This window comes from Nocardiopsis algeriensis (assembly GCF_014203695.1).
In the GTDB taxonomy this organism is placed as follows: Bacteria; Actinomycetota; Actinomycetes; order Streptosporangiales; family Streptosporangiaceae; genus Nocardiopsis; species Nocardiopsis algeriensis.
This window is the reverse complement of the sequence record NZ_JACHJO010000010.1, coordinates 193,753-207,627: the sequence shown is the minus strand read 5'-3', so window position 1 is coordinate 207,627 and position 13,875 is coordinate 193,753. Positions and strand designations below refer to the sequence as shown.

Below are 13,875 nucleotides of genomic sequence, written 5' to 3'. Positions count from 1 at the left end.
AGGGAGGACCCGTGGAGCAGTGGGCCACCAAGGAAGAGATCGCCGCCGCGCGGGAGCGGCTGGAGTCCGGACACGAGGGCTGGCGGCGCCCGGCGGCCTACGCCGTCGGTGTCGACCGCGACGGGAGGACGGGGTTCGGCCTGGTCAACGAGGCCGCCAACCACCTGCCCGCGATCGTCCTCGCCCGCACGCTGGGACACACCTCCGGCACCGCCACCTACCCGATGTCGGCCGAGCAGCTCAGGACGGCGATCGAGGGGCTCGCCCCGGCCGAGGCCTGCACCGACTACGCGCACCCCAACCTCCACCACTGGCGGGACCTGCTGGAAGAGATCGGGGAGAAGGGCGGGCAACTGGTCGCGGTGTTCGTCGGCGACATCACCGACGAACCGGTCGACCGACACGACCGCGCCCTGCGCGAGGCACTGCGGCGCTGACCTCCTCCGCCCCGCCCGCCCCGCCCGGCGGATCCGCCGGGCGCGGCGGGGAGCGCCTACGCTGGCCTGGACGGCCGACCGGAGAACAGGGGGAGCGATGTCGGGACGGTACGGGGGAGGGCGCCGCGGCGGAGGCGGCGGAGGGGGCCGCAGGCCCGAGCCCGAGCCCATCCGCGGGGTGCGCGACGACGCGCGCCTGTCGCAGGAGCTGCTGCGGATGGACGGCGAGTCCTACGGCCGCTACAAGTCCCTGCGGGGGGACTGGGACTTCGGCGACTTCACCCTCACCGTGGAACGGGTCCAGGCCGACCCGTTCGCGCCGCCCTCGCGCGTGCGGATCACCGTGGCCGACCTCGGCGTCCCCGAGAGTGCCTGGGGCGATCCGGTCCGGCGCCGCGCCACCGCCGACCACCTCTGCCGGCGGGCGCGGCGGCTGCTCAGGGGGTCGCTGCTGCGCATCGACGCGGGCGGCCAGGAGGTGATCGAGCGCTCCTCGTGCCGGATCACCGAGGGCGGCGGAATCGAACTGCGCCTGGGTGTCGACCTGCCCGGACGGGGCAGGCGCATCGACGGCCGCACCGCCGAGCGCGAGCTGTGCGAGACCGTCCCGAGGCTCGTCGACGGCCTCGACTGGGACGCCGTCGACCGGAAGGAGGCCGTCGCCTTCGCCGACGGCGTCGCCGACACGGTCGCCCTGCGCGCCGCCCTCGAGGACCTGGGACTGGTCGCCTTCGTCGCCGACGGCGCGATCCTGCCCCGGCGCAGCGGTGTCAGCGACGAACCCCTGGCCGAGGGCGCGGTCCCCTTCTCGTCGCCCGAGAGCCTGCGTGTGAGCGTCGACCTGCCGCATCGGGGCACCGTCACCGGCATGGGCATCCCCGAGGGCATCACCCTCGTCGTCGGAGGCGGCTTCCACGGCAAGTCCACCCTGCTGCACGCCTTGGAGCGCGGCGTCTACGACCACGTCCCCGGCGACGGCCGCGAGCTCGTGGTCACCCGGGCCGACGCCGTCAAGATCCGCGCGGAGGAGGGCCGCCGCGTCGAACGCGTCGACGTCAGCCCCTTCGTGCGCAACCTGCCCACCGGCGCCGACACGGCCGACTTCCGCACAGAGAACGCCTCGGGGTCCACCTCGCAGGCCGCCAACATCTGCGAGGCTGTGGAGGCCGGATCGCGCACCCTCCTGGTCGACGAGGACTCCACCGCCACCAACCTGATGATCCGCGACGAGCGCATGCAGGCCCTCGTCCACGGCGAACGGGAGCCCCTCGTCCCGTTCGTCGACCTCGTCCGGCCCCTGTACCGCGAGCACGGCGTCTCCACCGTCCTGGTCATGGGCGGCAGCGGCGACTACTTCGACGTCGCCGACCACGTCGTCATGATGGACTCCTACCGTCCGTACGACGTCACCGGGCGGGCCCGCACCCTCGCCCGTGAGCGCACCGACGCCGCCTTCTCCCCGCCCCGGGCGCGGATCGTCGACCCCGCCTCCGTGGACGGCACCGGAAACCGGGGGCGGGGCAGGGTCAAGCGCCGCGACACCGACGTGCTGGTGTTCGGCGACAGCGACATCGACGTCCGCTCCGTCGAGCAGTTCGCCGACCCCGGGCAGATCGTCGGGGCCGGGCTCGCCCTGCGCGAACTCGTCCGCGGCGGCCACCTCGACGGCAGCCGGACCCTCGCCGAGGCCCTGGACCGCCTGGACCGGGCCCTGGCGGAGAAGGGCGTCCTCCTCCTCGGCACCGACTTCGCGGGGGACTACGTCCTGCCGCGCCGCCACGAGGTCGCCGCCGTCCTCAACCGGCTGCGCACCCTCGCCGTCGCCGGACAGCGCTGAGGGACGAGGCCGGGTTTCCCCGGCCGCGGGTCGGTATTGTGGAAAAGCAGGACAGAGCGGCCCCGAACCCGACCATCCGGACCTTTTCCCGGGCGGGGGAGGACGGCCCCGGAGCTGCTGCGGGCGGAACACAGCGCCCCCTCCCGTTGTTCGGACAGCAGAGCCGCCCCCCGCGACCCCGACCCTTCTTGGAGACGAGACACCGGTGCGTGACCCAGCAGATCTGTACGAACTCCATCCCGGTTTCGACGGCGTCGCCGGCCTGGTGATGCTGGTCTGCCTGGACGGCTACATGGACGCCGGGCACACCGGACGCCAGATGGCCGAGGAGTTGTTCGAGCGCTTCTCCGCGGAGGAGGTCGCGACCTTCGACGCCGACCGCCTCGTGGACTACCGCGCACGCAGGCCGACGATGACCTTCGTCGAGAACACCTGGACCGACTACCGGGCCCCCAAGCTGGCCCTCTACCGGATGCACGACCAGGAGGGGCAGCCCTTCCTGCTCCTGCACGGCCCCGAACCGGACCGGGAGTGGGAGGCCTTCACCGCCGCCGTCATCGCGCTGGTCGAACGCTTCTCGGTGTCGCTGGCCGTCAGCGTCCACGGCGTGCCCATGTCGGTGCCGCACACGCGGCCGGTCACCTCCACCCCGCACGCCACCCGGCCCGAGCTGGTCGAGGGGCACACCCCGTGGATCGGCAGGGTGGAGGTCCCGGGCAGCGCCGCCGCGCTCCTGGAGTACCGCATGGGGGAGGCGGGCCACGACTTCCTCGGCTACGCCGTCCACGTCCCCAGCTACCTCGCCCAGTCGCAGTACCCGCGCGCGGCCCTGGCCGCCCTGGGGTACGTCGCCGGCGCCACCGGGCTGGCCCTGCCCCTCGGGGAACTGGAGGAGGCCGCCCGTTCCACCGACGTCGACATCGCCGAGCAGGTGGCCGCCTCGGAGGAGATCCAGCGCGTCGTGGTCAACCTGGAGCGCCAGTACGACGACATCATGTCCTCCAGGACCGACCCGCAAGAGCGCACGGTGCTCCCCCTGGCCGACGACGAGGCCGCCCTGCCCACCGCCGACGAACTCGGCGCGGAACTCGAACGCTTCCTCGCAGAGCGCGAGGGCGACGGAAACGGATGACCGTGTTCTACCAGATCCTGTTCAGCTCGATCCTGCGCCACATGGACGCCGAGACCGTCCACCGCCTGGCCTTCGCCGGGCTGCGCGGTGCGACCGCCGTGCCCGGTGTCGCCGCCGCGGTGGGCAAGGCCCTGGGCCCGCGCGAGCCCGAGCTGAAGGTACGCGCCCTGGGCCGCGAGTTCCCCGGTCCGCTCGGGCTCGCCGCCGGGTTCGACAAGAACGCCGAGGCCCCCGAGGCCCTGGCCGCCCTCGGGTTCGGGTTCGTCGAGGTCGGCACGGTCACCGCCCAGCCGCAGCAGGGCAACCCCGCACCGCGGCTGTTCCGCCTGGTCCGGGACCGCGCGATCGTCAACCGCATGGGCTTCAACAACGAGGGCTCGGCCCTGGTCGCCGAACGCCTCCACCGCAGCCGCGGCACCCGCCGGCCGGTGCTGGGCATCAACATCGGCAAGACCAAGGTCACCCCGGAGGAGGAGGCCCCGGCCGACTACGCCCTCAGCGCCCGCCGCCTGGCGGGGTACGCCGACTACATGGTGGTCAACGTCAGTTCGCCCAACACCCCGGGCCTGCGCGACCTCCAGAGCGTCGAGCGGCTCCGCCCGCTCCTGGCGGCGGTGCGCGGCGCGCTGGCCGAGGCCGGGCGCCCCGATCTGCCGCTGCTGGTCAAGATCGCCCCCGATCTGGCCGACGAGGACGTGGACGCCGTCGCCGACCTGGCCCTCTCCGAGGGACTGGACGGCATCATCGCCACGAACACCACCATCTCCCGCGAGGGCCTGTCCACCCCGGCCGAGGAGGTCGCGGCCGCGGGGGCCGGCGGCCTGTCGGGCGCCCCGCTCAAGGAACGCTCCCTCCAGGTCCTGCGCCGCCTGCGCGCCAGGGTCGGCGACCGCGTCACCCTGATCGCGGTGGGCGGTATCGAGACACCCGAGGACGCCTGGGCCCGCATCCGCGCGGGCGCCACCCTCGTCCAGGGCTACACGGGTCTGATCTACGGCGGACCTCTCTGGCCGCGCCGTATCCACCGCGGCCTGGCCCGCCTGGTCCGCGCCTCGGGGCACCGCTCCGTCGGCGAGGCCGTCGGCACCGATGTCCCGGCCCCGGACCCGACCCGGGTCTGAGACGGCCGGGCACGAACGCGCCCGGGCCCTGTTCCTCGGAACAGGGCCCGGGCGTTTTGTCCGTCCAGGGCGGCTTCCGCCGGACCCGCCCGGCCGTGCGGCCCGAGACGATGCGGGGAGCAGGGCCGAGGCCAGGGCCTAGACCTCCGGAGCCTCCTCGGCCTCCGCGGAGGGGGCGTCGGGGATCCCGTCGGTGTAGACCTGGCCGGGGACCGTGGTGCCCAGCAGCTGGGAGACCGTCACCATCGTGTAGCCGCGGGAGTCCAGCTCACGGATGATCTCCCGCGAGGCGTCGACGGTGCTGCTGTGGATGTCGTGCATGAGGACGATCGTCCCGTGGCCGGCCTCGACCGCCCGGTCGGCCACCAGCGAGGCGTCGCGGTCGCGCCAGTCGTTGGTGTCCAGGTTCCACAGGATCTGGGCCAGGCCCATCTCCTCGGTCACCGCCGCCACGTTGCCGTTGGTCGATCCGTACGGCGGGCGCATCAGGTCCATGGTGTAGCCGGTCTCGCGGTACACCAGGGCCTGTACGGTCTCCAGCTCGGCTCGGACCCCCTCGGCGCTCAGGCCGGCCAGATCGGGATGGCCCAGGGTGTGGTTGGCCAGCTCGTGCCCCTCGGCGTAGGCGCGCCGCACCGTACCGGGGTGCTCCATCACCGGGACCCCGGTGAGGAAGAACGTCGCGCGCGCGTCGTGCTCCGCGAGCATGTCGAGCAGCTCGGGGGTGCGTCCGCCGGGCCCGTCGTCGTAGGTCAGGGCCACGCACCTGACCTCGGGGGCCGAGCAGTCCACGGACGGGTCCACCGGGGGCAGCACGCCCGGCACGGGCCCGCCGGAGGCCTCCGACGGCGCCTCGGGCGCCTCGGGGACCGAGAACTCCGCCACGCCGACGGTGGCCGCCTCGCGCGCCCGCAGGCCCAGTTCCGACAGCAGGGGCTCGGCCTCGGCGCGGTCCACGACGGCGGACACGCGCTCGCCTCCCTGCCCCACCTGGCCGGCGTCGAACTCCACCACCAGGTCGCCCCCGGGGTTGAAGCCCACCGAGTCGTACAGCGCCGCGACCGGCAGGACCGCGCCGGGGTCGGCGTCGCCGGAGAGCTGCTCCCCGACGAGCCCGTTGAGGGCCTCGAGTGCCCCCTGGTCGGCCAGCAGCGACTGCGAGCCGTGGGTCTGCCCGGTCTCGGTGTCGTACCAGTAGGTCGTGTATCCCTCCCGAGGGCCTTCGGAGTCGGTCTCGACGCTGGTCACGCGTATGCCGAGCAGCCCTTCGGCGGCAGCGGTGACGTTCCACTCCGCCTCGTAGGAGCTCGCACCCGGGTTGGCCGCCTCGAAGGCGCGGACCCGTGCGCCCAGCTCCTCCTCCAGGAAGGAGGACAGGGGCTCGGCGTTGGGCACGACCGGGTAGGACACCGCCGTCGGGACACCCTCGTGGGTGATCTCGGCCTCCTCCAGCCCGGTCAGGGCGGAGGCGTCCACCACGGTCAGACCGTCGGGCTCTCCGGAGGCGGGCAGGTGCGTCGAGGCGGGTTCGGCGCTGTGGGAGACACCGTCCGCCGAGACGGGTTCGGTGTCACCGGGGGGCCGGACGGTGAACAGCACCATGCCGGCCAGGACCACCATCGCCGCTGCGGCTGTGACCAGGGGGCGGTCGGGTGCGGTGGTGGGTTTGCTCTGCTTGTTCACCAGGGGTTCTCCGCATTCCATATGCAGGTGAACGCATGCGGGGGAGCCGAGGGAGGCTCGTTCCCGCAACGCTTTGTGCTCTCTGTGATGCCGCCTTCGCGGCGGGGGTTCCGGCGGGTCCGCGCGCACTCGGAGGAAAACGGGGAAGTGCTCGGCGCGGAGCGGCCGGCCGCTCCCTATACTCGCAGCAGTGGAAGGTTCATGCGCCTTTCCGCGCCGGGAGTGTCCCGGCGGGGAGGGCGTGTGTCGCAAGAGGGAACCCGGTGCGAGTCCGGGACTGCCCCGCAGCGGTGAACGGGAACGAACGTCGCCAGAAGCACTGGCCCACCCGACGGAGAAGGTCGGAGGCCGGGAAGCGGCGACCAGTAGGCGGTCGGTGGAAACCCCACCGGCAGGGCCCGTGAGTCCGAAGACCTGCCTCCACCCGCAGGCGCACCGCGCCCGCGGCGGTCCCGTGCCCCGAGGGAGGGTGCGAGGAAGGGCGTCGCCCCGCGTCTTGCGCGAGGCCGCGCCCTCCTCCCCGTCCCCGGGCCCGGTACCCGGCTTTCGACGAGGGAGAGAAGCTTTCATGACCACCCCCGGCCCCACCGTGCGCACCGCGGTGCACGGCTACCCCAGGATCGGCCCGGACCGCGAGCTCAAACGCGCCTGCGAGTCCTATTGGAAGGGCGAGACCACCGCGGCCGAGCTCGACGAGGTCTCGGCCCGCCTGCGCAAGGACGTCTACGCCCGGCTGCGCGCGGCCGGTGTCGACGACATCCCCTCCAACACGTTCTCCCACTACGACCACGTGCTGGACACCGCGGTCATGTTCGACCTGGTTCCCGCGCGTTTCGCGTCTCCCGCGGCCGCGGGGGACCGCGACGAGGAACTGCGCCGCTACTTCGCCCTCGCCCGCGGGCTCCAGGGGGCCCCGCCCCTGGAGATGACCAAGTGGTTCGACACCAACTACCACTACCTGGTCCCCGAACTGGCTCCGGGGACCCGCCCCCGGCTCGTCGGGGACAAGCCCGTCGCCGAGTTCCTCGAGGCGGCCGAAGCCGGATACCGCACCCGGCCCGTCCTGGTCGGACCGCTCACGTTCCTCATGCTCTCCAAGCCCGCCGACGAGGCGCCTCCGGGCTGGGAGCCGGTCGAGCTGCTCGACCAGCTCCTGGACGCCTACGGTCAGCTGCTGGTGCGGCTGGGGGAGGTCGGGGCCGAGCAGGTCCGGTTCGACGAGCCGATCCTGGCCACCGATGCCGGGCGCCGCGCCACCGACCGCCTCGGGCACGCCTACCGGACCCTGGGCGCCCTCACCGGCCGCCCCCGCATCCTGGTCTCCTCCTACTTCGGCTCGATCGGGGCCGAGGCCCTGCGCGTGCTCAAGGAGTCCCCGGTCGAGGCGGTCGGCCTGGACCTGGTCACCGACGCCGAGGGCATCGCCGACCTGGCGGCGGTCTCGGGGCTGGGCGGAACCGGCCTCGTGGCCGGGGTCGTCGACGGCCGCAACGTGTGGCGCACCGACGTCCCGGCGGCGAGCGCCACACTGGGCACCTTGCTCGCCCTCACCGACGAGCTCACCGTGAGCACCTCGTGCTCGCTGATGCACGTGCCCCTGGACCTGGACGCCGAGACCTCCCTCCCGCCCGAGCTGCGCGGCGCCCTGGCCTTCGCGGAGCAGAAGGCGCGGGAAGTGGTCCTGCTCGGGCGCATGCTGTCGGGACAGGCCGCGGAGGAAGGTGCCGGGAGCCCACCGCCCGCTCCCTCCTTCACCGACGCGCGGGTGCGCGCCCGCCTGGACGCCCTGCGTCCCGAGGCCCTCGAACGCCCGGCGGACCGGGACGTGCCCGCGGTCGGCCCCCTTGCCACGACCACCATCGGGTCGTTCCCGCAGACCTCCGAGCTGCGCCGGGCCCGTGCCGCGCACCGGAGGGGGGAGACGACCCGCGAGGAGTACGACGAGGTCCTGCGCAGGGAGATCGACCGCGTCATCGCGCTGCAGGAGGACATCGGCCTGGACGTACTGGTCCACGGGGAGCCCGAGCGCAACGACATGGTGCAGTACTTCGCCGAGCAGTTGGAGGGCTTCGCCACCACCGAGAACGGCTGGGTGCAGTCCTACGGCTCCCGGTGCGTGCGCCCGCCGATCCTGTTCGGGGACGTCTCCCGGCCCCGGGCGATGACCGTCGAGTGGACCTCCTACGCCCAGTCGCGCACCGACAAGCCGGTGAAGGGCATGCTGACCGGACCGGTCACGATGCTCGCGTGGTCGTTCGTGCGGACGGACCAGCCGCTGGGGGACACGGCCCGGCAGGTGGCCCTGGCCCTGCGGGACGAGGCGGCCGACCTGGAGCGCGCGGGCATCCGGCACATCCAGGTGGACGAGGCGGCGCTGCGGGAGCTGCTGCCCCTGCGCGAGGAGCACCGTGCGCGGTACCTGGAGTGGGCCGTGGGGGCCTTCCGCCTGGCCACGTCCGGGCTCTCGCCGTCCACCACCGTCCACACGCACATGTGCTACTCGGAGTTCGGGGCCGTCGTGGGGGCCGTCGAGGCCCTCGACGCCGACGTCACCAGCATCGAGGCCGCGCGCTCCCGCATGGAGCTGGTGGAGGAGCTGGGGCGCCGGGGCTACAAGAGGGGCATCGGCCCCGGTGTGTACGACATCCACTCGCCGCGTGTGCCTTCGGTGGAGGAGATCGAGGCCGCGCTGCGGCTGGCCGTGCGGCACGTCGGCCCGGAGCGCCTGTGGGTCAACCCCGACTGCGGTCTGAAGACACGCGGCTACGAGGAGGTCGGGCAGGCCCTGCGCAACATGGTCGAGGCGGCCCGCCGGGTCCGCGCGGCTCTGGGGCGGTGACGCGAGAGGGGGCCGCGGCGTGTGCCGCGGCCCCCTCGTCCCGCTGTCGCGGTGCCGGGTGCTACTGGCCGACGATGGACAGGGCGGCCTCACCGGCACCGAGCATGATCTCCTCGGTGTTGTCGGGAAGCTTCAGGTCCTCGGCCTCGCCGCCCTCGTACCCCTCGTGCAGCTGGTACTCGATGAGGATGTTGAGGTTGGCCGTGCGGATGAGCAGGATGGAGACGGGGATGCGGCTTCCGACGAAGTCGTACTCGGTGGTGATGTACTGGGCCTCGTCCCCGAGGTCGACCTCCTTGTCGTCCTTCAGGCCGTCGGCGAAGTAGAGGGTGTAGCTGCCCTCGCCCCGGACGTAGGACAGCTCGTCGTGGTAGTCGGAGCTGGCGGCGTCGACGGAGTCGGCGGCCGAGTAGGGGACGCTGTACTCGATCGAGAAGGAGCCGTAGGCGCCGTCCGGGTTGCCCTCGGGCGCGCCGGCCATGATGAGGTCGCAGTAGGAGGTCTCGTTCTGGACCGACTTGCTGGGCTCGTCCTCGATGTGGAAGTCCGCGCGCACCTGCTCGGTGAAGGCGTCGCAGGGCTCGGTGGGCACCGCGTACGGGGGCTCACCCGAGGGGGTCGTGCCGCCGCCGGCGGGTGCCTCGGTCTCGTCCCCTCCGGGCTCGGTGGTCTCCTCGGCCGGGGTGGACGGGGTCGGGTCCCCGACCGCCACGTCGCCGCCGCGGTTTCCGTTGGTCGCGAGCATGACGACGACCGCGATCACCAGGACGACGATCACCACGCTGCCGGCGATCACGAACCACAGACCGGCCTTGCTCCCGTTCTTGGGCTGCTGCGGCGGCGGATAGGCGCCGGGCTGCCCGTAGCCGGGCTGGCCGCCCGCGTACATCTGCTGCTCGTGGCCCGGGTAGGGGCCGCCGGGAGCGCCCGGACCCATCGGGGCGCCGTACCCCGGCTGCCCGCCGGTGCCCGGGTCGCCGCCGTAGGGGCCGCCCCCCGGGGGAGGACCGTAGGGCGGCTGGCCGCCGGTCCCGTCGCCACCGCCGTAGGGATTGTGCGGTGGCTGGTTGTAAGGTCCGTTTTCACTCATGGCTTCCCTCGCCCGCTGCTGTACTGGCTGTTGTCTGAGACGCGCGTGCGCGCCCCCGGGTTCGTGCGGGTTTCCGTGTGTCCTGTGCCTCGGGCGCGTGCCGGGACAGGGGAGACGCCGACGCCGGGGCGCGCCTGCCATGGTCCGGAGAAGGACAAGACCGCGGAGCAGGGCGTCCCCTGTGCCGCCGGGAGGCCCGGGCGGCTCCGGGGCGCCGACCGCCGGGAGCGGGGGGCGCCCCCATCCCGGACGGGACTCCCAGCATCCTAACCGTGCCCTCTTGTCCGAAGACAGGCAGGACCAGGGATAACGAGGCGAATCGTCACTGTTTCGTGTCGCCTGCGCAGAATCCGCCACGTCGCGTGATCTGACCGTGATCTCCGCGCCGTGCCGGGCGGAGAGCGGTCAGAACATGGAGATGTGGACGTGGTCGAAGTGGTTCTCGGTGACGCTGCCGCGGTCGGCCATCTGCCGCCATCCCTCGCCGCCGCGCCGCACGTCCCAGATCTGCTGGCGGTAGATGATGTACATGATGCCCAGGCGGTCGGCGTTCTCCTGGGCCCACTCGGCGATCGCCCAGCCCCGGTCGACCTGCTCCTGCGAGGGCATGCTGCCGTTGGGGTCGACCATGAAGTCGCAGGCCCGGCCCAGGGGGTGCTCGCCGACCACCCAGCCGCCGACGGCGCGGTAGCAGCCGACACCGCCGACCTCGTCGCCGCGGCCGAACTCCTCGATGACCAGGTCGCGCATCTGGCGGGTGCGGGGGGTGAGGTTGTCCGGCGGCTGCATCGTCTGGACCGGGTGGTCCGCGATCATCTCCTGGACCTCGCTGCGGCGCCCCTCCAGCTCCTCCAGGTCCTCCTTGGCCTCCTGGAGCTTCTCGTCGGCGCTCTCCTGCGCCTTCTCGTCGCGCTCCAGGGCCTCGGTCAGCTGGTCGATCTTGTCCTGGTTGCTCGTGGACAGGTAGTTGACCACCACCGCGCGCTCGATGATCTCGTCGGGGTCGGACTCGACGAACAGCGACATGGACGGGTCGATGCCGCTGCTGGTGTAGGTGGCGACGGCGAGGGCGCGCACCTGTTCCCGGGCCTTCTCCACCTCTTCGCGTGTGCCGTCGGCGCGCTCCTCGGCCCGTTCGGCCTCCTGGATCACGCCCTCCATGTCGCGAAGCTCGCCCTGGTACTCCTCGCTCAGCGTCTCGGCCTGCTGCCGCAGGGAGTCCAGGTCCTCGGGCTGCATCGGTGCGGCCAGGGCGGGCGCCTGGGGAACGGCGGTGAGCATCGCGCCCAGGGACAGGGTGAGGGCCGCCGCGCGCACGCGCTTCCAGGTGCCGCGCGGGCGGACGACGGCAGCTCCGGCCGAGGCCGCGGCCTCCTGCCACGTGAGGGCCGGCGGGTCGGGCGCCCAGAAGTCGGCGAAATCGTCCACTCGGCTCAGATCGTCGGACTGCACGGTGTGGTCGCTCCTCGAGCCCGCGCGGACCCTCGAGGGAGGAGGGACGGAGCGGGCACTGCTCTTCGTTCTTCTCTGACGGGACCCGGACCCCGGCGCGACAGCTGATCGTCGGGCCCCGGGCCTCGCACACACCACGGACCGGGGGCGATGACAACGGGGACGGTCATGAGTGTAGGCACTCCCGGAGAGCGGTGGGGGAGACGGCACAGCTTCATAACGGACGAAGAGGTCGATGTGGCGCAAATAACCATCTTTGGCCGGGGAATTTCGTCGGGAAGGCCCGCGCTCCGTGGTTGGGTGGAAATCGTGGAGGTCTCTGACGGTACGTCCGCCGCCATCAGCGCGAACGGCTCCGGTCGGGAAGCGTCCGCCGCCGCGAGGCGGCGCGCCGCCCCCGCCTCCCGGCCCTGGCCGACACCGGCCTGCATGTAATATTCCGGGCTCCCGTGCACGGCACCGCGCCCGGCGCGTCGCCACCGCCCGCGCCGAGCACGCTCCGTACGCTCGGACACGAGCCCACGCCGAATCCCGCCGCCCGCTCCTCCGAGAGGCGCCGTGACCACCGCCGAGACGTCGATGGGAAGACCGTGATTGACGCAGTGGGCCTGCACAAGGTCTACAGGTTGAAGAAGAGCCGGGTGGCCGCGTTGCGCGGGGTCGACCTGCGCGTGGAACCCGGTGAGATCTTCGGGGTCGTGGGTCAGAGCGGTGCGGGCAAGAGCACCCTCCTGCGCTCCGTCAACCTCCTGGAGCGCCCCGACACGGGCACCGTCACCGTGGACGGCGAGGAGCTCACCGCCCTGCGCGGTGCCCGGCTGCGCGCCGCCCGCCGCGGCATCGGTATGGTCCACCAGCACTTCGCGCTGCTGTCCTCGCGCACCGTCGCGGGCAACGTCGGCTTCCCCCTGGAGGTCTCCGGGGTCGGGCGCGCCGAACGCCGTGCGCGCGTGGGAGAGCTCCTGGAGCTGGTCGGCCTGGCCGACAAGGCCCGCGCCTACCCCTCGCAGCTCTCCGGCGGCCAGAAGCAGCGGGTCGGCATCGCCCGTGCCCTGGCCTCACGCCCCAAGGTGCTGCTGAGCGACGAGGCCACCTCCGCGCTCGACCCCGCCACCACCGACTCCATCCTGTCCCTGCTGCGCAGGCTGCGCGACGAGCTGGGCCTGACCATCCTGCTGATCACCCACGAGATGGACGTGATCAAGAAGATCTGCGACTCCGCCGCGATCATGGAGGACGGCGCCTTCCTGGAGTCGGGCCGGGTGCTGGACCTCATCGGCACCCCCGGCTCCCTGCTGGCGCGCTCGCTCTTCCCCCTGCCCGAACTCGGCGGATCCGACACGGTGGTCGTGACCTACCCGCGCTCCTTCGACATGCCGGTCATGTCCGAGCTCACCCGCCGCTTCGACGTGGACGTCAACATCCTCGGCGGCGGCGTGGAGCAGGTCGCCGGCCAGTCGGTCGGCCGCCTGGGCGTGGCCATCCGCGGCGACCGCCGGGCCGAGGCCCTCAGCTACCTGTCCACCAGCGGCCTGCTGGTCGAGGAGGTCGGAAAGTGAACACCCTCCCTGCCGATCTCCTCCTTGCCGCCGGGGCCGGACCCGTGGGCGCCGTCACCGACTTCCTCCGCGAGTGGCCGAACATGTGGCCCGACCTGTGGCTGTCCACCCTGGACACCGTCTACATGGTGGTGTGGGCGACCCTCGTCAGCCTCCTGGTCGGCCTGCCGCTGGGCGTGCTGCTGGTCACCACCGACAAGGGCGGACTCACTCCGGCCCCCGCCGTCCGGGCGGTGCTGGGCGCGATCGTCAACATCGGCCGCTCGCTTCCCTTCATCGTGCTGATGGTGGCCGTGCTGTCGCTGACGCGGTTCCTGGTCGGCACCACCCTGGGGCCGACCGCCGCGATCGTCCCGCTGAGCATCGGCGCCATCCCCTTCTTCGCGCGCCTGGTGGAGACGGCCCTGCGCGAGGTGGACCGCGGCGTGATCGAGGCCGCGCACGCCATGGGCACCCGCCGCGCCACCATCGTGGGCAAGGTGATGCTCCCCGAGGCGCTGCCCGGGCTCATCGCGAGCCTGGTCATGACCGTGGTCACCCTCATCTCCTACTCGGCGATGGCCGGCGCCATCGGCGGCGGGGGACTGGGCGACCTGGCCATCCGCGAGGGCTACCAGCGCTTCAACGACCACTACCTGTGGGCCACCGTCATCCTGCTCGTGGTCATCGTGCAGGCCGTCCAGAGCCTGGGCGACCTGCTGGTGCGCAGGCTCTCCCGCCGCTGA

10 protein-coding genes and 1 riboswitch are annotated in these 13,875 nt (G+C 72.7%); of the genes, 7 read left to right on the top strand and 3 right to left on the bottom strand.

Going from position 1 to position 13,875, the window contains the following annotated elements; genetic code table 11:
- The first annotated feature begins 11 nt into the window (after window positions 1-11).
- From FHS13_RS17285 to FHS13_RS17270, 4 genes are all read left to right on the top strand, one after another.
- Window positions 12-437 carry a hypothetical protein gene (locus FHS13_RS17285; protein ID WP_184292959.1) on the top strand — a complete coding sequence of 142 codons (426 nt, stop codon included), beginning with the start codon at window positions 12-14 and terminating at the stop codon, window positions 435-437.
- A gap of 97 nt (window positions 438-534) precedes the next feature.
- Window positions 535-2,274, top strand: coding sequence for an ABC-ATPase domain-containing protein (locus FHS13_RS17280; RefSeq protein ID WP_184292958.1), 1,740 nt, complete (start codon window positions 535-537; stop codon window positions 2,272-2,274).
- A 205-nt stretch (window positions 2,275-2,479) separates the two neighbouring features.
- Window positions 2,480-3,406, top strand: coding sequence for a PAC2 family protein (locus FHS13_RS17275; RefSeq protein ID WP_184292957.1), 927 nt, complete (start codon window positions 2,480-2,482; stop codon window positions 3,404-3,406).
- The gene (locus tag FHS13_RS17270) at window positions 3,403-4,527 is read left to right on the top strand and encodes a quinone-dependent dihydroorotate dehydrogenase (RefSeq protein ID WP_184292956.1); all 1,125 of its coding nucleotides are present in this window, start codon (window positions 3,403-3,405) and stop codon (window positions 4,525-4,527) included. The genes FHS13_RS17275 and FHS13_RS17270 overlap by 4 nt, the downstream gene beginning before the upstream one ends.
- A gap of 138 nt (window positions 4,528-4,665) precedes the next feature.
- Here the strand turns inward: FHS13_RS17270 and FHS13_RS17265 are convergent, their stop codons facing one another.
- Window positions 4,666-6,231: a polysaccharide deacetylase family protein gene (locus FHS13_RS17265; RefSeq protein WP_184292955.1), complete on the bottom strand. Its 1,566-nt coding sequence runs from the start codon at window positions 6,229-6,231 to the stop codon at window positions 4,666-4,668.
- Between the two features lie 199 nt (window positions 6,232-6,430).
- Window positions 6,431-6,646, top strand: a riboswitch (cobalamin riboswitch).
- A 132-nt stretch (window positions 6,647-6,778) separates the two neighbouring features.
- Between FHS13_RS17265 and metE the strand changes: the two genes are divergently transcribed.
- Window positions 6,779-9,049 (top strand): 5-methyltetrahydropteroyltriglutamate--homocysteine S-methyltransferase, encoded by a 2,271-nt coding sequence (metE, locus tag FHS13_RS17260; protein WP_184292954.1) that lies wholly within the window; start codon window positions 6,779-6,781, stop codon window positions 9,047-9,049.
- A 61-nt stretch (window positions 9,050-9,110) separates the two neighbouring features.
- Here the strand turns inward: metE and FHS13_RS17255 are convergent, their stop codons facing one another.
- Window positions 9,111-10,139 carry a DUF3558 domain-containing protein gene (locus tag FHS13_RS17255; RefSeq protein WP_184292953.1) on the bottom strand — a complete coding sequence of 343 codons (1,029 nt, stop codon included), beginning with the start codon at window positions 10,137-10,139 and terminating at the stop codon, window positions 9,111-9,113.
- Window positions 10,140-10,544: 405 nt separating this feature from the next.
- Entirely contained in the window at window positions 10,545-11,591 is a 1,047-nt protein-coding gene (locus FHS13_RS17250; protein ID WP_184292952.1) for a VldE C-terminal domain-containing protein, read from the bottom strand.
- A 602-nt stretch (window positions 11,592-12,193) separates the two neighbouring features.
- Between FHS13_RS17250 and FHS13_RS17245 the strand changes: the two genes are divergently transcribed.
- Together FHS13_RS17245 and FHS13_RS17240 are read left to right on the top strand one after the other, a co-directional pair.
- Complete coding sequence (locus tag FHS13_RS17245) at window positions 12,194-13,150, top strand: ATP-binding cassette domain-containing protein (RefSeq protein ID WP_184293017.1); 957 nt, start codon at window positions 12,194-12,196, stop codon at window positions 13,148-13,150.
- A complete protein-coding gene (locus tag FHS13_RS17240) occupies window positions 13,147-13,875 on the top strand; it encodes an ABC transporter permease subunit (protein ID WP_184292951.1) in 729 nt (242 codons plus the stop codon). Before FHS13_RS17245 ends, FHS13_RS17240 begins: the two co-directional genes overlap by 4 nt.

Coding starts and splice junctions, on each gene's coding strand:
- FHS13_RS17280 (WP_184292958.1), top strand. CDS start 535: ATGTCGGGACGGTACGGGGGAGGGCGCCGCGGCGGAGGCGGCGGAGGG.
- FHS13_RS17270 (WP_184292956.1), top strand. CDS start 3,403: ATGACCGTGTTCTACCAGATCCTGTTCAGCTCGATCCTGCGCCACATG.
- FHS13_RS17265 (WP_184292955.1), bottom strand. CDS start 6,231: ATGGAATGCGGAGAACCCCTGGTGAACAAGCAGAGCAAACCCACCACC.
- metE (WP_184292954.1), top strand. CDS start 6,779: ATGACCACCCCCGGCCCCACCGTGCGCACCGCGGTGCACGGCTACCCC.
- FHS13_RS17255 (WP_184292953.1), bottom strand. CDS start 10,139: ATGAGTGAAAACGGACCTTACAACCAGCCACCGCACAATCCCTACGGC.